The organism is Flavobacterium hibernum, assembly GCF_000832125.1.
GTDB lineage: Bacteria > Bacteroidota > Bacteroidia > Flavobacteriales > Flavobacteriaceae > Flavobacterium > Flavobacterium hibernum.
Genome location: NZ_JPRK01000005.1, coordinates 315,121 through 334,630 on the forward strand (window position 1 = coordinate 315,121; position 19,510 = coordinate 334,630).

The following is a 19,510-nucleotide window of genomic DNA, read 5'->3' on the forward strand; positions in this document are numbered from 1 at the left end:
TATTGAGTTACGAAAACGTGGTAGTGTTGAAAACTTTCTATTTTTTGTAATCTTTTAAGTCAAAAATTGTCAATTATAAAAATATAAGATACCTTTATTAACAATTAGATTTTTTTCAAATAAATACCATGAAACGCAAAATAACCCTAAAACAGATTGCAAAGGAACTTGACGTATCCATTTCAACTGTCTCAAAATCACTACGAAACAGTCTGGAAATAGGAGAAGAAACACGTTTAAAAGTTCAAGCTTTTGCAAAGTTTTACAACTATAAGCCCAACAACATCGCTCTTAGTCTAAAAAATCGAAAAACCAAAAGTATTGGTATTATCATTCCGGAAATTGTACATTATTTTTTCTCTACTGTAATCAACGGAATAGAACAAGTTGCCAACGAAAACGGCTATAGTGTTGTGATCTGTTTATCCGATGATTCTTTTGATAAAGAAGTCCTAAATATGGAAATGTTAGCCAACGGAAGCATCGACGGTTTTATCATGTCTCTCTCTAAAGAAACCCAGTACAAAGGCGATTTTCACCACATTACCGAAGTTATCAATCAAGGAATGCCCGTTGTAATGTTTGACCGCGTTACCAACGATATTTTGTGCGATAAAGTAATTATTGATGATAAAGCTGCCGCTTATGAAGCTGTTCAAAGTTTAATTGATAACGGCAGAAAAAAGATCGCTCTCGTAACTACTGTTGATTATGTAAGTGTTGGAAAATTAAGAACCGATGGTTACGAAAAAGCACTTCTGGACAACGGATTACCATTCAACGAAGATTTAATCATTAAAATTGAAGATGTAGATACTTGCGAAATTACCATAAGTCAGCTTTTACACGACAGAGCTTTTGACGCTGTTTTTGCTGTAAACGAGCTTTTTGCCGTAACAATTATCAAAACTGCAAGTAAAATGGGATTAAAAGTTCCCGAAGATTTGGCTGTAATTGCTTTTACAGATGGAATTATCTCCAAATACTCTACGCCAAGTATTACAACAGTAAGTCAAAGCGGTGAAAAAATGGGAAATAAAGCAGCTAAAATGCTGATCGAAAGACTCGAAGCCGATCACGATGATGACGAAGAAGAAAATGAAAATTATACCACCGAAGTGATCGAAACACATCTCATAAAAAGAGAATCTACTGACTAATTTTCTTAAAATCAACATATTCTAAAGCCATAAATAATATTTATGGCTTTTTTGTTAGGCTATTTAAAAAAATAATTAATACTTTTACGCCGATCAAAGCTTTTACTTTTACTTCGAAAAAACAGTAAGTTTTGATAAGCAAAGCGCTTATCGTCTAATTAATTTTTTAATTACGATAATGGAAAAGCGTAAATTAAGTTTCTGGGAAATCTGGAATATGAGTTTCGGTTTCTTAGGAATACAAATGGGATTTGCACTTCAGAATGCAAATGCCAGTAGAATTCTTCAAATTTTTGGTGCCGACGTACATGAATTATCATGGTTCTGGATTATTGCTCCTCTTATGGGATTAATAGTGCAGCCTGTTATTGGTCATTATAGCGACAAAACTTGGGGAAGATTTGGAAGACGAAAGCCATTTTTTCTTGTAGGTGCTATTTTAGCTTCAGTTGGATTAATTTTAATGCCACAGGCCAATATTTTCATTTCAGTATTACCCGCTTTATGGGTTGGAGCCGGAATGTTAATGATCATGGACGCCTCTTTCAACATTGCAATGGAGCCCTTTCGTGCTTTAGTTGGTGACAACTTAAGAACAGATCAACGTACGGCAGGTTTCAGTATTCAAACTTCATTAATTGGTTTTGGAGCCGTAATTGGTTCAGCTTTACCTTATGTTTTAACAAAATACTTTCATGTTTCAAACAGCACCGTTCCCGGAAGTGTACCCTTAAATTTGACGCTTTCTTTTATTATTGGTGCTGCGGTTTTAATTGGTTCAATTTTAGTAACACTTTTTACAACAAAAGAATATACTCCCGAAGAATTAGCCAATTTTGAAGATCCGCAAAGTGAAGCAGATATTCCTTCTGATGAGAAATCAAAACTTACAGACATTTTTACAGACTTTGCAAAAATGCCAACAACAATGCGTCAGCTAAGTTGGGTACAATTTTTCTCTTGGTTTGGATTATTTGGAATGTGGGTTTTTACCACTCCGGCAATTGCACATCACATTTACGGATTACCATTAAGCGACACTTCAAGCCAGCAATATCAGGATGCTGGAGACTGGGTCGGAATTTTATTTGGTGTTTACAACTTAGTTTCAGCTATTATCGCACTGTTTTTTCTTCCATACATCGCTAAAAAAATTGGTCGAAAATCAACGCATGCACTTTCATTAATTATTGGAGGAATTGGGTTAATCTCGATTTATTTTATGCCAAATGAAGATTGGGTTGTTTTACCAATGATTTTAATTGGAGTTGCGTGGGCAAGTATTCTGGCAATGCCTTATGCGATTCTTGCAGGATCAATTGCTCCTAAAAAAATGGGCGTTTACATGGGAATCTTCAACTTCTTTGTTGTTATTCCGCAAATTGTAAATGCACTTATTGGAGGTCCAATTGTAAAATATCTTTACAACGGCGATGCCATTTATGCCCTAATTACAAGTGGAGTTAGTTTTTTAATTGCCGCTCTTTTAGTCTACAAAGTAAAAGATGTAGACGATACTATTCAAAAATAATAAAGCAGAATTTTCTATATAATGAACAAAAAAGCATTCATATTCGACCTTGACGGAGTGATCGTTGATACCGCCAAATACCATTTTTTAGCTTGGCAAAAAATTGCACAATCTTTAAATATAAATTTCACACACGAAGATAACGAATTACTAAAAGGTGTAAGTCGGGTACGTTCGTTGGATATTATACTTGGATTAGGAAACGTTCAGGCTTCGCAGGAAGACAAGGACAAATGGTTAATTCAAAAAAACGAAGATTATTTATCGTATTTAGTCGACATGAATGAAAGTGAAATTCTTCCGGGAGTTTTAAAAATTCTGAAACTATTAAAAGATAAAAATCAAGGAATTGCGTTGGGTTCTGCCAGCAAAAATGCAAGACCAATTCTGGAAAAAACAGGGATTCTATCTTACTTCGATGTTATTGTTGACGGAAACGACGTTACAAATGCAAAACCAGATCCAGAAGTTTTCTTGAAAGCAGCGCAATTATTAAACATTGATGCAAAAAATTCAATTGTATTTGAAGATTCTGTAGCAGGAATTCAGGCAGCCAATATTGGCGGAATGGTAAGTGTAGGAATTGGTGAGGAAACAATTTTACATGAAGCTCAATACATTTTTAAAGATTTTACCGAAATCAGTTCAGAGTTTATCGAGAAATTGATTGGTTAATCTAGAATGTGGCAATGTGTCAATTTGATAATTACAAAATGAAAAATTATCTAATTGAAAAAACAAAAATCATAACAAATCATCTAATCAACAAACAATAAAACAATCAGCAATTACAGATAAAATCAAGTTAGAAACGTCAAACAATAATTATCTAATTGACACATTTTCTAATTATCCAATTGCCCAATTATCTAATTAAAGAAAAAAATGAATCAAGATTATATAAAACCAGACAATTGGTCCATCATCGAAGAAGGTTTTGATGCAGAGCGAGTAAAATCGTCCGAAAGTCTTTTTAGCATCGGGAACGGCGCTATGGGACAAAGAGCCAATTTTGAAGAAACGTATTCTGGCGAAACTTTTCAGGGAAGTTACATCGCAGGAATTTACTATCCAGACAAAACAAAAGTGGGCTGGTGGAAAAACGGATATCCAAAATATTTTGCAAAAGTATTAAACGCTCCAAACTGGATTGGAATTGACGTTGAAATTAACGAAGAAAACCTCGATTTAAATACTTGTACCGAAATTAAAAATTTCCGTAGAGAATTGAATATGAAAGAAGGTTGGTACAATCGTTCTTTTGAAGCTACATTGAAAAACGGAACCGAAATTGCCGTAAATGTTCGTCGTTTTCTTTCTTTAGATTTGGATGAAACAGGAATTATCAAATACGAAATTACGCCGCTAAACAAAGATGCAAAAATTGTTTACAAACCTTATATCGACGCTGGTGTAACTAATGAAGATGCGAACTGGGAAGAAAAATTCTGGGAACCACTTGAAGTAAAAAAAGGAACAAACGAAGCTTTTGTAACCGCACAAACGTTCAAAACGCATTTTAAAGTTACAACCTTCATGCACAATACGATTTTTGCAAACGGAGAAAATGTAAATATTTCCCCTTCAACAATCGATTCAACTACTGATAGAGTTCAGTTTACTTACGGAACTATTATTGCAAAAGGACAAACCTCAGCAATTCAGAAAATTGGTGGATATACCGTTTCTTTAAATCACGAAAACACTTTGGCTGCAGCCGAAAAAACGATCAAAACTGCTGTTAGTTTAGGATATGATGCTTTACTTCAAAATCAAATTGACGCTTGGAGTAAAATCTGGGAAATGTCAGACATTACAATTGATGGCGATGTAAAAGCACAACAAGGAATTCGTTTCAACATCTTTCAACTAAATCAAACCTATTTAGGAAAAGATTCTCGTTTAAATATTGGCCCAAAAGGTTTTACCGGAGAAAAATACGGAGGATCTACTTATTGGGATACTGAGGCGTATTGCATTCCATTTTACATGGCGACAAAAGATCAGCAAGTTGCAAGAAACTTATTGACCTATCGTTTCAATCAATTGGATAAAGCGATAGAAAACGCCAAAGACAATTTAGGTTTCAAAGACGGCGCAGCATTATATCCAATGGTTACCATGAATGGTGAAGAATGCCACAACGAATGGGAAATCACACACGAAGAAATTCATAGAAATGGCGCGATTGCATTTGCAATTTACAATTATCACCGTTTTACCGGAGATTACTCTTATATTCCTGAAAAAGGTTTAGAAGTATTAATTGGAATCGCACGTTTTTGGCATCAAAGAGCCTCTTTCTCTAAAGACAAAAATCAGTATGTAATTTTAGGAGTTACAGGCCCAAATGAATACGAAAACAATATCAACAATAATTTCTACACCAATTATATTGCAAAATGGTGTATTGATTATGCCGAAGAACAAATTAAAAAAGTTGCTGCAGAATATCCCGCAGATCACAAACGCATTTTAGAAAAAGTAAACCTATCGGCAACTGAAATTCAGGCATGGAAAAAAGTAGCCAATGATATGTATTTCCCATTTTCTAAAGAACTGGACATCTATTTGCAACAAGATGGTTTCTTAGACAAAGACTTAGTTCCTGTAAAAGACCTAGACAAATCGCAACGCCCAATTAATCAAAAATGGTCATGGGATCGTGTTTTACGTTCGCCATACATCAAACAAGCCGATGTTTTGCAGTGTTTCTATTTCTTTGAAGATCATTTTTCTAAAGAAGAATTAAAACGCAATTTTGAATTTTACGAATCGTTTACCGTTCACGAAAGTTCACTTTCGCCTTGTGTACACTCAATTCAGGCTGCGGCTTTAGATAAAATGGATATGGCATACACATTTTATTTAAGAACATCCCGTTTAGATCTTGATGATTACAACAAAGAAGTTGAGGAAGGTTGTCACATCACATCTATGGCAGGAACTTGGATGAGTATCGTAGAAGGTTTTGGCGGAATGCGTGTGAAAAATGACCAACTGCATTTTTCTCCAAAAATTCCAAAAGAATGGAAAGGTTACTCCTTCAAAATAAACTTTAGAAACCAAATTCTAAAAGTATCTGTAAATCATGACAAAACTACTTTTACTGTAGATGGCGATCAAGATTTAACAATTGTAGTTAACGGAAATCCTGTAATTGCAAGTAAATTTGTACAAATTAATTAAATTACAATACTCTAAAATCTAAAAAACATGAAAAACTTATTTTTCGCAAGTTTAATCTTGTTTGCTTTTAGCTCGATTGCAAAAGCACAACAATTAAAATCACCCGAAGGCAAGTTCGTAATGGAATTTTCGCTTCAGAACGACGGAACTCCAACTTACAATTTAAAATACAAAAACAAAGAAGTTGTAAAAACCAGTAAATTAGGTCTTGAACTTAAAGATGATAAAAAATCTTTATTGAATGACTTTACCGTTGTTGACACTAAAACTTCAACTTTTGATGAAACTTGGAAACCAGTTTGGGGCGAAGTAGATAATATTAGAAATCACTATAATGAATTGGCTGTAACTTTAAATCAAAAAGGAACAGAAAGACAAATCGTAATTCGTTTTCGTTTATTTGATGACGGTTTAGGATTTAGATATGAATTTCCAGCACAAAAAAATCTTACCTATTTTGTAATCAAAGAAGAAAGATCTCAATTTGCTATGACCGGAGATCACACTGCTTTCTGGATTCCGGGAGATTACGATACTCAGGAATACGATTACACAAAATCTAAATTATCTGAAATTAGAGGATTGTCAGAAAAAGCATATACAGCAAACGTTTCGCAAAAGAACTTTTCTCCAACAGGAGTTCAGACTTCTTTAATGTTAAAAACTAACGATGGTTTATACATTAACTTACACGAAGCTGCGTTGATCAACTATTCTTGTATGCACTTGAATCTTGATGACAAAAACATGATCTTCCAATCTTGGTTAACGCCAGATGCAAAAGGAGATAAAGGATATATGCAAGCGCCAAGTCATTCTCCTTGGAGAACCATTATGGTGAGCGATGATGCTAGAGAAATCTTAGCTTCAAAAATGACTTATAACTTAAACGATCCATCAAAAATTGAAAATACTTCTTGGATTAAGCCAGTAAAATATATTGGTGTTTGGTGGGAAATGATTACAGGAAAAAGCTCTTGGTCATACACAAACGATTTCCCTACAGTACAATTGGGTGTTTCTGATTTCTCTAAAGCAAAACCAAACGGAACTCACGGAGCAAATAATGCTAACGTAAAAAAATACATTGATTTTGCAGCTGCAAATGGTTTCGATGCTGTTTTAGTTGAAGGTTGGAACGAAGGTTGGGAAGACTGGTTCGGACACTCAAAAGATTATGTTTTTGATTTCTTAACGCCTTATCCGGATTTTGATGTAAAAGGTTTGCATGCATACGCAAAATCTAAAGGTGTAGAAATTATTATGCACCACGAAACATCTGGTTCTGTTCGTAACTACGAGCGTCATATGGATGCTGCTTATAAATTCATGAACGATAACGGATACACTGCTGTAAAAAGCGGTTACGTTGGAGATATTTTACCACGCGGTGAAAATCATTACGATCAATGGATTGTAAACCACTATCAATATGCTATCGAAAAAGCAGCAGATTATAAAATTATGGTAAATGCTCACGAAGCTGTTCGCCCAACAGGAATTGCAAGAACGTATCCTAACTTAATTGGAAACGAAGCCGCAAGAGGAACAGAATACCAAGCTTTTGGAGGTTCTAAACCAAATCACGTTACCGTTTTACCATTTACACGTTTAATTGGAGGTCCAATGGATTATACTCCTGGAATCTTCGAAATGGATATCAGCAAAATGAATCCAGAGAACAAATCGCATGTAAACAGTACAATTGCAAATCAACTAGCATTATACGTTACCATGTACAGCCCATTACAAATGGCTGCAGATACTCCAGAAAACTACAACCGTTTTCCAGATGCATTCCAATTCATTAAAGATGTAGCTGTAGATTGGTCAGAAAGTAAATATATTGAGGCTGAACCAGGAGATTTTATTACAGTTGCTCGTAAAGCAAAAGGAACAAACAACTGGTTTGTTGGTAATGTAAACGGAGAAACTCCACGCACATCAAACATCGATTTCAGTTTCCTTGAAAAAGGTAAAAAATACACCGCAACAATTTATGCTGATGCAAAAGATGCGCATTACAAAACAAATCCGCAAGCTTACACCATCAAGAAAATTGCTGTAACAAACAAATCAAAATTATCGCAGTTATCTGCTCCAGGCGGAGGTTATGCCATAAGCATTATCGAAACTAAATAATTTTTTTAAGACAAGTAATTTTCCCCAAGATTACTTGTCTTTTTTTTATCAAAATCTTTTTGTCACATCGAGCGAAGTCGAGATGCCGTATAGGTTCTCGACTCTGCTCGAACTGACAGTGAGAATAATTATTATAACTATGAAAAACCAAAAAACATCACTTATCTATAAATTAATTCTAATTGCTCTTATTTTTTCCGCTTCCGCAAAAGCACAAATTCAGAAAGTAGAACCGCCATTCTGGTACGCCGAAATGAAAAATCCGGAATTACAGATTATGTTCTACGGAAAAAATATCGCACAATACGAAGCTTCGGTTTCAAACAATGTTGTGATTAAAAATGTAGAGAAAACAGAAAATCCAAATTACCTTTTTGTAACAATTGATACGCAAAATTTAAAAGCTTCTGAATTGATTTTCTCATTCAAAACCAAAAACAAAGTTGCTTTCACGCAGAAATATTCGCTTAAAGAAAGAAGAGCAAATTCAGCAAACAGAAAAAGTTACGATGCATCGGATATGATTTACTTGATTATGCCGGATCGTTTTGCAAACGGAAACGCAAAAAACGACAGTGATGCTTCTTTAACTGAAAAAGGAAATCGTCAAGACCCAAGCGGACGTCACGGTGGCGATATCGAAGGAATTATCAAAAACCTGGATTATATTTCATCTTTAGGCGCAACAACGATCTGGAATACGCCTTTATGCGAAGACAATGATAAACAACATTCGTATCATGGATATGCGCAATCTGATGTTTACAAAATAGATCCTCGTTATGGAACTAATGAAGATTACGTTCGTTTATCTGCAGAAATGCACAAAAAAGACATGAAACTAGTGATGGATTATGTAACAAATCACTGGGGAATTACACATTGGATGATCAAAGATATGCCAACTAAAACGTGGTTCAATCAATTTGAGACTTTTACTCAAACACATCACCGTAGAGAGGTAATTACAGATCCTCACGCCTCAAAATTAGATCAAGAAATTTGTATTGACGGCTGGTTTGTTCCTTCAATGCCCGATTTGAATTTGAGAAATCCTCTAGTAGCAAAATACCTTACTCAAAATGCCATCTGGTGGATTGAATATGTAAATCTTGACGGATTTAGAGTAGATACTTATAATTATTCTGACCCAACAGCTATGGCAAATTGGGCAAAATCAATTACAAATGAATATCCTAATTTTAATATTGTGGGTGAAATCTGGATGCACAATCAGGCAAGTTTAGCCTATTGGCAAAAAGACAGTAAAATTGGTGCAATCGAAAATTACAATTCGAATTTACCAAGCGTAATGGATTTTACACTTCAAAGTCAGATTACTTCTGCTTTCAATGAAGATAATCCAACTTGGGACAACGGATTGATTAAATTCTACAATAATTTCGCAATGGATTTTTTGTATCCAAACACGGATAATATTTTAATTTTTGCCGAAAATCATGATACAGACCGTATGAACGATAAGTTCAAATATGATTTGCCAAAATACAAACTGGCAATGACTTTATTGGCAACAATCCGCGGAATTCCACAAGTATATTACGGTTCAGAAATTGGAATGGGTGGTGACAAAAGCAAAGGCGATGCAGATATTCGTCAAGATTTTCCAGGAGGATGGGCTGGCGATAAAAACAATGCCTTGACCGCAGCAGGAAGAACACCTGAACAAGCTAAATATTTCGATTTTACATCAAAATTATTCAATTGGAGAAAATCGAATGAAGCAGTTCATTTTGGGAAAATGACACATTATATTCCAGAAAATAACACTTATGTTTATTTCAGATCTACAGATGCTAAAACCGTAATGGTGGTTTTCAATAATAATGCAAAAGAACAAATTGTAAAAACAAACCGTTTTAAAGAAAATATCAAAAACTTTAAATCAGGAAAAGATGTCATTACAGGAAAAACATTCGATTTATCTTCTGAAATTACTTTAGAACCAAAATCAGCCTTGGTTTTAGAATTGGAATAAATATTTTATTTAAACACATAGAATCATAGATTTTCTGTTTCGATAAAAGCGTTTCACTTGTTTAAACAAACATAGCCTTGTAAACCCAAAGCTATGTGTAAATGACTAGTCATTTATTTAAATCTTTCTAAGACAAAGAAACGCTATGATTCTATGTGTTTAAAATTTTATTGCCACAGATTAAAGTATTATCCTAGATTTAAAAATCATTTTAATCTTTTAATCTGTGGCTATTTTTTCAACACAATGCATCCCAAAATATTCCTAAATAATGAAAAAATACACTTTCCTTTTTTTATCTTTAGTATACTTAATAATGAGTTGTTCTGGCTCAAAATCAGTTTCAATGAATAACGAAAATACTTCGAAAACACCTTTCGTTTGGGAAGGAGCAAATGTTTATTTTTTACTTACAGATCGTTTTTATAATGGAGATACTTCTAACGAAGTCAATTTTAACCGAACCAAAACTCCGGGTAAACTACGCGGATTTGAGGGCGGAGACATTATAGGAATTACAAAAAAAATAGACGAAGGTTATTTTGATAAATTAGGTATAAATGCCATTTGGCTTACACCGATTGTCGAGCAGATTCACGATGGTGTTGACGAAGGAACGGGTCTTAGTTACGGTTATCATGGTTATTGGGCAAAAGACTGGACAGCACTCGATCCAAACTTTGGGACCAAAGAAGACTTGGCAAAACTTGTAAAAAAAGCACACGAAAAAGGCATTAGAATAATTCTTGATGGTGTAATAAATCATACAGGACCAGTAACTCCAGAAGATCCTGTTTGGCCTTCGGACTGGGTTAGAACTGGTGTTGTTTGCGATTACAAATCGTTTGAAAATACTACAATGTGTACTTTGGTTGAAAACCTTCCAGACGTAAGAACTGAAAGTACTCAGGAAGTACAATTACCTCCTTTTTTAATCGAAAAATGGAAAAAGGAAGGTCGTTATGAAAAAGAAATTGCTTCTCTAAACGAATTCTTTAAAAGAACTGGTTATCCAAGAACACCAAAATATTACATTATAAAATGGCTTACAGATTATGTCCTTGAATTTGGCGTTGATGGTTATCGCGGAGATACGGTAAAACATACCGATGAAAACGTTTGGGCTGATTTTAAAAAAGAATGTGAATATGCTTTCGAAACATGGAAGAAAAACCATCCAAAAGAAGTTTTAGATCAAAACCCGTTTTACACCATTGCCGAGGTTTATGGTTACGGAATTAGTGGCGGACAAGATTATGATTTTGGAGACAGAAAAGTAAATTATTTCCAAAATGGATTTAACTGCATGATTAATTTTGAGTTTAAGTGGAATGCTGCTCAAAACGATTATGAAGGTTTATTTTCTAAATATTCGAATGCTTTGAACAATGATTTAAAAGGATATTCGGTTTTAAATTATATGTCCTCACACGACGATGGCCAGCCTTTCGATGCTAATAGAACAAAAAGTATCGAAGCCGGTACAAAATTATTGCTTTCACCGGGAATGTCGCAAGTATATTATGGCGACGAATCAAATCGCTCATTAGTGATTGAAGGTACTCAAGGTGATGCAACTTTGCGTTCTAACATGAATTGGGATGAGATTCAAAACAATCCTGAAGCTCAAAAGACAGTTCTACACTGGCAGAAATTAGGGCAATTCAGAAGAAATCATCCTGCCGTTGGAGCGGGAGTTCACAAACTGATTAATCCGTATCCTTATACTTTCTCTAGAATTTTTACCAAAGGAGTTTTTACAGACAAAGTAGTTATGGGAGTAGATTTGCCAAAAGGCAGAAAAGAACTTCCTGTTGGCGAAGTATTCCCAAACGGAGCCAAATTAAAAGATACTTATTCCAATCAAAATGTCGAAGTAATTGACGGAAAAGTAATTATTGACAGTGATTTTGATATTGTTTTATTGGAGCGCATTTAACCGCAAAGTTCGCAAGGTTTTTTTCTCTACTATAGTAAGAGTAAACACAAAGTTCGCAAAGATAAATCAACACAAAGCTTTGCGAACTTTGTGTTTTATAAAATCACTTACATAAAAAAACTTTGTGCACTTTGCGGTAAAACTGGACAGAGCAAATCTATTTTTCGCGACCTTTGCAGTTAAAATCTTCAAAATGCTAAAAATAGCTCATCGCGGTGCCAAAGGATACGAACCCGAAAATACTTTAAAATCCTTCCAGAAAGCATTAGATTTAAATGCTGACGGAATAGAACTCGACGTTCACTTAAGCGCTGACGGGTATCTTGTTGTTATTCATGACGAAACAATAGATAGAACGACTAATGGAAAAGGTCTTGTAAATGATTTTACTTTAGCAGAATTAAAATCATTTTTAATTGATGAAAAATACCAAATTCCAACTTTAAAAGAAGTTTTCGATTTGGTTGACAAAAAATGCCTGATCAATATCGAATTAAAAGGTTTAGGAACTCCAAGTAAAGTTGTATCTCTTATAGAAGAATACATCTCAGAAAAAAACTGGAATTACAATCATTTCATCATTTCAAGTTTTGATTGGAATATGTTAGACGAAACCTCAAATCTAAATCCGAATATTCCAATTGGAGTTTTAACAGAAGAAAATCTTGATACCGCTCTGGCTTTCGCCGAAAAAATCAAAGCAAAAGCCATTAATCCTGATTTTAATTTATTGAATAAAGAAAATGTTCATCAATTGCAGGAAAAAGGATTTCTGGTTTTTCCATGGACAGTAAATTCAGAACAAGACATTCAAAAAGTAAAAGGTTATAAAGTAGACGGAATTATCTCTGATAATCCAGATAAAATATAAAGTTTAAAATATCCACAGATTTTTTTGCCACGAATTACACAAATTTTCACAAATTTAAAAATGAATAAATTAATTCGTTGCTAAAGGAAAAATCCTTTTAATCTGTGTAATCTGTGGCAGAAAAAAATTAGTGCCAATTCGTGTAATTCGTGGCAAACCAAAAAAATATGATCAAAAATTTCGACATAATCATTGTTGGCGGAGGCGCTGCAGGTTTTTTTACAGCAATTAATATTACAGAGAAAAATCCGAAACTTAAAATTGCCATTCTGGAAAGAGGAAAAGAAGTACTTTCTAAAGTTCGTGTTTCCGGTGGTGGAAGATGCAACGTAACACACGCTTGTTTTGAACCTAATGAACTGGTAAAATTTTATCCAAGAGGCGAAAAAGAACTTCGTGGACCTTTTCATCAATTTTGTTCCGGCGATACAATCGAATGGTTCGAAAAACATGGTGTAGAACTTAAAATTGAAGACGACGGGAGAATGTTTCCCGTTTCGAATTCTTCTCAAACCATAATAGATTGTTTCTTAGAAGCAACCGGAAAACTAGGAATTAAAGTATTGACAGGACAAAGTGTACAATCAATTTTTAAAGCCGAAAATCATTGGAAAATTGATACTCAGGACGAAAATTATGCTACCGAAAAATTAGTGTTGGCAACTGGAAGTAATCCTAAAATTTGGGAAATGCTACAAACACAAGGACATGCAATTGTAAGCCCCGTACCTTCCCTATTTACTTTCAATATCAAAGATCCAAGAATTAAAGAATTACCCGGTGTTGCAGCACAAGTTACGGTTAATGTAAAAGATACTAAACTAGAATCTACAGGCCCTTTATTAATCACACATTGGGGAATGAGCGGACCAGCAATTTTAAAACTATCGGCTTGGGGAGCGAGAACTTTGTTTGATAAAAATTATCAGTTTACCATTTTCGTAAATTGGTTAAATGATGTTGAGACAGAAGATGCCGAAAAAATTCTGAAAGACTTAAAACAAGAACACGCTAAAAAAGCCGTTTCTAAAAAATCTCCTTTTGACTTCCCAAACCGTTTATGGGAAAGTTTAGTTTTAGCTTCGGGAATTGAAACCGAAACAAAATGGGCTGATTTATCTAAAATTCAATTGCAGAATTTAGCTTCTCAATTAACTAAAGCAAAATTTCAGGTAAACGGAAAAAGTACTTTTAAGGAAGAATTTGTTACTGCTGGCGGAATCGATTTAAAAGAAATCAATTTTAAAACTATGGAAAGTAAATTGCATAAAAACCTTTATTTTGCAGGTGAAATCGTAAATATCGATGCTATTACCGGAGGTTTTAATTTTCAGAATGCATGGACAAGCGGATTTATTTTAGCCAATAATATTTAGCATAATGAAATATAAAGGAATTATTTTTGATTTAGACGGAACATTGGTAAATTCATTAGAAGACATTTCAGGCGCAATGAACATCGTGCTAAAAGATCTAAATTATCCAACTCATACTTACGATACTTATCAATATTTTATTGGGAGCGGTTTACGAAATTTAGTTAGCAAAGCTTTACCGGTATCAAACAATTCAGACGAACAAATTCAAATTTGCTTTGATTCGATGATTAATGAATATCGCAAAATTTGCACTCTAAAAACAAAACCTTACGAAGGTATTTTAGAGTTACTAGACAATCTGACTTCGCAAAATATTAAATTAGCTGTTTTCTCCAACAAAGCCGATGAACTTACCAAAAAAATAGCATCAGAAATATTTCCTGATTACTTTGATACCGCAATTGGTTTAAGCACCGAAGCTCTTAAAAAGCCAAACCCATTTGAAGCTGTTGAAATAAGCAAAAAATGGAATTTAAATCCAGAAGAAATCCTGTTTGTAGGCGATTCTGATATTGACATGAAAACGGCTGTAAATGCTAATATGTTTCCTGTTGGCGTTTCGTGGGGTTACAGAACCGAAGAAGAATTAAAAACAAGTGGTGCAAAATTGGTTATCAACAATGCTTCGGAATTAATCGAGATATTATAAATCATGAATTCTTCATTACAAAAACAAATACTATCAATCGCTTCGTTTTCTGAAAATGAAATCGAAAAAATCGATTCTTGTTTTGAACATGAAAAGTTCAATGCTAAAGAATATCTTTCGTCAATGGGAAAAATCAGTAATAAGATTTTCTTTATTATTGAAGGTTTAGCAAGGGTTCATTACTTAAAAGACGGAAAAGAAATCACTACCTATTTAAGCTGTAATGAAGGTTTTATCGCTTCGTATTCCAGTTTTATAAATCAATCTCCTTCTTTTGAAAATATTCAATGTATAGAAGATTGCGAAGTGCTTTCGATCAGTTTTGAAAAAATGCAGTTTCTGTATAACAAAATACCGAATTGGGAACGCGTTGGCAGAATTTTAGCCGAACAAAATTATCTATGCATGGCAGATCGTGTTTTAAAACTGCAAATGATTCCGGCAAAAGAAAAATATCTTGCTTTTCTGGAATCGGCTCCAGCCAAAATAATTCAGCGTACTCCATTGATTTATATCGCTTCCTTTCTCGGAATTACGCCAGAATCTTTGAGTAGAATTCGCCAAAGTATTTCTTAACATTTATCAAGTAGATTAAGAAACCAAATTCAAATCTTTGTTAATATAAAATTCAATAAAATGAAAAATATTGCCAAAGACGTTTACCAAATTCCATTGTTTCCAAGAAATGCTATCAATTGTTATGTAATTGAAGATGTTTTAATTGATGCCGGAATTCGAAGTTCTGCAAACATAATTATAAAGGCTTTAAAAGATAAAACGATAATCAAACACGCATTGACTCACGCACATGCAGATCATCAGGGAAGCAGTAAAATAATCTGCGAAATGCTAAATATTCCGCTTTTATGCAGTGAACCTGAAAAGGCAGCTGCAGAAAATGGAAATGTAATTTTCGAATACCCAAATCCGAATCACGTTATTCCGAAATTTCAAAAACAATTCTGGGCAGGAAAAGGGCATCAAGTTTCTGAAATATTAAAAGAAAGCGATAAAATTGGCGGATTCACAGTTATTGAGACTCCAGGGCATTCCAGCGGACATTTGTCCTTTTTCAGAGAAAGTGATGGCGTTTTAATTGTTGGTGATGTGATGACAAATATGAATCTTTTGACAACAAAAGTCGGCTTACATGAACCGCCGCAGTTATTTACTTCTGATAAAGAAACGAATAGAAAATCCATTTTAAAATTAGCAGCTTTAAAACCAAAAATACTCTGCTTTGGTCACGGACCTGTTTTAAAAAATAATGGAGAGTTAGAAAAATTTGTTCGAAAACTCAAACTATATTATTAACAAGAATTTACACATTCTGTAAGTTTTCATTAAGACAATTCTAATAATTTTACTCTCAACTAATTAATTCTATATGAGAGTAAAATTACTTACCACAATTTCTTTTTTCACGTATCAGCTTAGTATTTCCCAAACCGAAAAACTCCTTAACGGAAAAGTTATTTCTAATAATTCTCCTCTCAATAAAGTTGAAGTAATAAATAAAACAGCTCAAACTAGTACAAGAACAAACGAGCGTGGAGAATTCTCGATTCTAGTAAAAGCGCAGGATAGTTTAATATTTTTCACAAAAGATTATCTATTCACACGGTTGAATATTACAGCAAAGGAAATCGAAACCAATAATCTTACAGTAAATATGATTGCGAAACCAGAAGAATTAAATGAGGTAATTGTTGCTCAAGCAATAAAACCCGTTTTTCTCAGTAAAGAAGATATAAAACAAATCAAATTAAATTCGCATAAATCAAAAGAGGGATTAAAAATTCAAAATTTTCATGAGGTAAAAGGAGGTCCACTAGATATGGATTTCATTCGTATGGGCAAGGAAGTTTACAACTTATTCAAAAGAGAGAAAAAGGTACCCAAAAAAGAAACTTCAAAAAGTAATTTTAGAAATTTAATTATAACCACATGTACTGAAGATTTCTTTCTCAAAGATTTAAAATTAAATTCTGAAGAAAAGGAACTTTTTCTTCAATTCTGCGATGCCGATCCAAAATCCAAAAGACTTTTAGAAAATCCAAATATTTTAAATACAATGGATTTTTTGTATTCTAAAAACAAAGAGTTTCAGCAGTTAAACTCAGAGATTAAAAACTAAAAGTTCTTTAAATGAAAGTAAAATTACTTACCACAATTTCTTTTTTCACGTATCAGCTTAGTATTTCCCAAAGCGAAAAACTCCTTAACGGAAAAGTTATTTCTAATAATTCTCCTCTCAATAAAGTCGAGGTAATTAATAAAACTGCCAAAACAAATACAACTACTAATGATTTGGGCGAATTTTCGATTTCGGTAAAAGCAAAAGATAGTTTACTGTTTTTCTCCAAAGATTATTTTTTCACCCGATTAAAATTAACTCAAAGAGATATAGATCAAGACAATATTATTGTCAATATGGTTATAAAACCTGAGGAACTAAATGAAATCGTTATTACAAACATAAAATTTGCTCCGATACATACTTCTCAGCAAGATATAGATGATATAAAATTCGCAAAAAATGTTTCATCTTTACAAAAGTACACTGGCGTTTACGATGGAACCATAACAAATGGTGTCGATTTTGCAAGACTTGGCACGGGTATAGTCAATTTGTTTAAGAAAGAAGACAATGAACCTAAAAAGAAAACTCCCGAAATTGACTTCAGAAAACTAATAAAAACATCTGTTCCAGATGATTTCTTTCTAAAAGATTTAAAATTAAAACAAGATGAAAAAGAATTGTTCTTAGATTTCTGTGATGCTGATCCAAGATCATTAAATCTACTTAATCACAGTAATATTCTCTTGACAATGGATTTTTTAATGCTTAAAAGCAAAGAATTTAAGTCATTGCACTAAAATCAATTATTTGTTTAACCACCAAATACTAGCATTTAAAACTCCTGCAAAAAGAACCCACACCAAATAGGGGATTAATAAATATCCAGCAATTTTATTGATTTTAACGAATTTAAAATACGTTTCATAAATCATAAGCCATAAAAGTGCAATTTCAATAAAAGCCAATAATGGATTTTTTAATCCAAAGAATAAATAAGACCAGATTGCATTTAATGCCAATTGAATTAAAAAAAATCCAAGTGCTTTTTTCACCTCTTCATTTTGTTCTTTTATCTTATCCCAAACTAATCCTGCTGCAACAGCCATAAAAATGTAAAGTACAGTCCAAACTGGCATAAAAATCCAATTTGGTGGATTAAAACTTGGTTTTATAAGAGTTGGATACCAAGCCTCTACACTTGGTCTTGTTACAGTACTGGCAGAATATCCTACTGCTAAACAAACTATCAGAGCAATTGCTATTTTGGTTATCTTGTTCATTCTATTTCAATTTTTAGTCAAAAATAGTGAAAAAGAAAGTTTAAACCATAGAAGCTACATAGGTTACCTTTCAATTATTACAATTTATTACACAAGTTACACGGATAAAAAATTATCTATAATGGTGAAAAAACTATCTTTGCCAAAATTTTATAATTCATGTTCACAACAACTGATTTCATTCCAAATCAATATATTTCGACAGTAGAAAAAGGAAACTTTGAATGGAGTGCGCCCAGCAATATTGCTTTAGTGAAATATTGGGGGAAAAAAGACAATCAAATTCCGGCAAACCCTTCGGTAAGTTTTACTTTAAAAAATTGCAAAACGATTACGAAATTGGGCTTTACTAAGAAAAGCGCTTCGGCCGAAGTCTCGGGACAGCTCAGCGTGGCAAATGAATTTTCTTTTGATCTACTTTTTGAAGGAAAACCAAAAGAGGATTTTAAACCAAAAATTCAGAAGTTTTTAGAACGAATTGAAATTTATTTACCTTTTTTAAAAGACTATCATTTTACGATCGATACTCAAAATACATTTCCGCACAGTTCAGGAATTGCTTCTTCGGCATCGGGAATGGCAGCTTTGGCAATGAATTTTATGAGTTTAGAAAGATTGCTAAATCCTAAAATGACTGATGACTATTTTTATCAAAAAGCTTCTTTTCTTGCACGTTTAGGCTCTGGAAGTGCTTGTAGAAGCGTAAAAGGAAACGTTGTTGTTTGGGGAAATCAGGCAAACATTGAAGAAAGTTCAGATTTATACGGAGTTGAATTTCCGTATGTAATTCATGACAATTTCAAGAATTATCAAGATACTATTTTGCTAGTGGACAAAGGTGAGAAACAAGTTTCGAGCACCGTTGGACATGATTTAATGCACAATCATCCTTATGCCGAAAGACGTTTTGCTCAGGCGCATGAAAATCTGGATCAGCTAATTGCTATTTTTGAAAGCGGAAATTTAGATGAGTTCATTAAAGTTGTTGAAAGCGAAGCTTTGACTTTGCACGCGATGATGATGACTTCGATGCCGTATTTTATTTTAATGAAACCAAACACTTTGCAGATCATTAATGCGATTTGGAAATTTAGAAATGAAACTCACATTCCCGTTTGTTTTACGCTTGATGCGGGAGCAAATGTTCATGTACTTTATCCCGAAAGCGTTAGCCAGAAAGTATTACAATTTATTCAGGACGAATTAGTTGTATTTTGTCAGAATCGTCAGTACATTTGCGACCAAATTGGAGACGGTGCAATTGCATTATAATTTTCCGTACCTTTAA

General features: G+C 33.6%; 16 protein-coding genes. 15 read left to right on the plus strand and 1 reads right to left on the minus strand.

Features of this window, described 5'->3' with window-relative positions; genetic code table 11:
• Positions 1-128 precede the first annotated feature (128 nt).
• The 14 genes from IW18_RS05660 to IW18_RS05725 all read left to right on the plus strand — a co-directional run bounded on the left by IW18_RS05660 (position 129) and on the right by IW18_RS05725 (position 17,739).
• Complete coding sequence (locus tag IW18_RS05660; protein WP_041516610.1) at positions 129-1,160, plus strand: LacI family DNA-binding transcriptional regulator; 1,032 nt, start codon at positions 129-131, stop codon at positions 1,158-1,160.
• A gap of 178 nt (positions 1,161-1,338) precedes the next feature.
• A complete protein-coding gene (locus IW18_RS05665; RefSeq protein ID WP_041516611.1) occupies positions 1,339-2,691 on the plus strand; it encodes an MFS transporter in 1,353 nt (450 codons plus the stop codon).
• Between the two features lie 21 nt (positions 2,692-2,712).
• Positions 2,713-3,366 (plus strand): beta-phosphoglucomutase, encoded by a 654-nt coding sequence (gene pgmB / locus IW18_RS05670; RefSeq protein ID WP_041516612.1) that lies wholly within the window; start codon positions 2,713-2,715, stop codon positions 3,364-3,366.
• 210 nt (positions 3,367-3,576) lie between these two features.
• Positions 3,577-5,880 (plus strand): glycoside hydrolase family 65 protein, encoded by a 2,304-nt coding sequence (locus IW18_RS05675; RefSeq protein WP_041516614.1) that lies wholly within the window; start codon positions 3,577-3,579, stop codon positions 5,878-5,880.
• A 27-nt stretch (positions 5,881-5,907) separates the two neighbouring features.
• Positions 5,908-8,022 carry a glycoside hydrolase family 97 protein gene (locus IW18_RS05680; protein ID WP_041516615.1) on the plus strand — a complete coding sequence of 705 codons (2,115 nt, stop codon included), beginning with the start codon at positions 5,908-5,910 and terminating at the stop codon, positions 8,020-8,022.
• Between the two features lie 139 nt (positions 8,023-8,161).
• On the plus strand, positions 8,162-10,021 hold the full coding sequence (locus IW18_RS05685) for a glycoside hydrolase family 13 protein (protein WP_041516616.1): 1,860 nt from the start codon (positions 8,162-8,164) through the stop codon (positions 10,019-10,021).
• 271 nt (positions 10,022-10,292) lie between these two features.
• The gene (locus IW18_RS05690; protein WP_041516617.1) at positions 10,293-11,960 is read left to right on the plus strand and encodes an alpha-amylase family glycosyl hydrolase; all 1,668 of its coding nucleotides are present in this window, start codon (positions 10,293-10,295) and stop codon (positions 11,958-11,960) included.
• A 193-nt stretch (positions 11,961-12,153) separates the two neighbouring features.
• Entirely contained in the window at positions 12,154-12,831 is a 678-nt protein-coding gene (locus tag IW18_RS05695; protein ID WP_041516618.1) for a glycerophosphodiester phosphodiesterase, read from the plus strand.
• 167 nt (positions 12,832-12,998) lie between these two features.
• The gene (locus tag IW18_RS05700) at positions 12,999-14,207 is read left to right on the plus strand and encodes a BaiN/RdsA family NAD(P)/FAD-dependent oxidoreductase (RefSeq protein ID WP_041516619.1); all 1,209 of its coding nucleotides are present in this window, start codon (positions 12,999-13,001) and stop codon (positions 14,205-14,207) included.
• Between the two features lie 4 nt (positions 14,208-14,211).
• Positions 14,212-14,859 (plus strand): HAD family hydrolase, encoded by a 648-nt coding sequence (locus IW18_RS05705; RefSeq protein ID WP_041516620.1) that lies wholly within the window; start codon positions 14,212-14,214, stop codon positions 14,857-14,859.
• Positions 14,860-14,862: 3 nt separating this feature from the next.
• Positions 14,863-15,435 carry a Crp/Fnr family transcriptional regulator gene (locus tag IW18_RS05710; protein ID WP_041516621.1) on the plus strand — a complete coding sequence of 191 codons (573 nt, stop codon included), beginning with the start codon at positions 14,863-14,865 and terminating at the stop codon, positions 15,433-15,435.
• A gap of 60 nt (positions 15,436-15,495) precedes the next feature.
• Positions 15,496-16,173 (plus strand): MBL fold metallo-hydrolase, encoded by a 678-nt coding sequence (locus IW18_RS05715; protein ID WP_041516622.1) that lies wholly within the window; start codon positions 15,496-15,498, stop codon positions 16,171-16,173.
• 73 nt (positions 16,174-16,246) lie between these two features.
• Complete coding sequence (locus IW18_RS05720) at positions 16,247-16,996, plus strand: hypothetical protein (protein ID WP_041516623.1); 750 nt, start codon at positions 16,247-16,249, stop codon at positions 16,994-16,996.
• Between the two features lie 11 nt (positions 16,997-17,007).
• On the plus strand, positions 17,008-17,739 hold the full coding sequence (locus tag IW18_RS05725) for a hypothetical protein (RefSeq protein WP_041516624.1): 732 nt from the start codon (positions 17,008-17,010) through the stop codon (positions 17,737-17,739).
• Positions 17,740-17,745: 6 nt separating this feature from the next.
• Here IW18_RS05725 and IW18_RS05730 read toward each other — a convergent pair whose 3' ends face one another.
• A complete protein-coding gene (locus tag IW18_RS05730) occupies positions 17,746-18,222 on the minus strand; it encodes a TspO/MBR family protein (protein ID WP_041516625.1) in 477 nt (158 codons plus the stop codon).
• A gap of 159 nt (positions 18,223-18,381) precedes the next feature.
• Between IW18_RS05730 and IW18_RS05735 the strand changes: the two genes are divergently transcribed.
• Positions 18,382-19,494, plus strand: a complete 1,113-nt coding sequence (locus tag IW18_RS05735) for a diphosphomevalonate/mevalonate 3,5-bisphosphate decarboxylase family protein (RefSeq protein WP_041516626.1) — start codon at positions 18,382-18,384, stop codon at positions 19,492-19,494.
• Positions 19,495-19,510 lie beyond the last annotated feature (16 nt).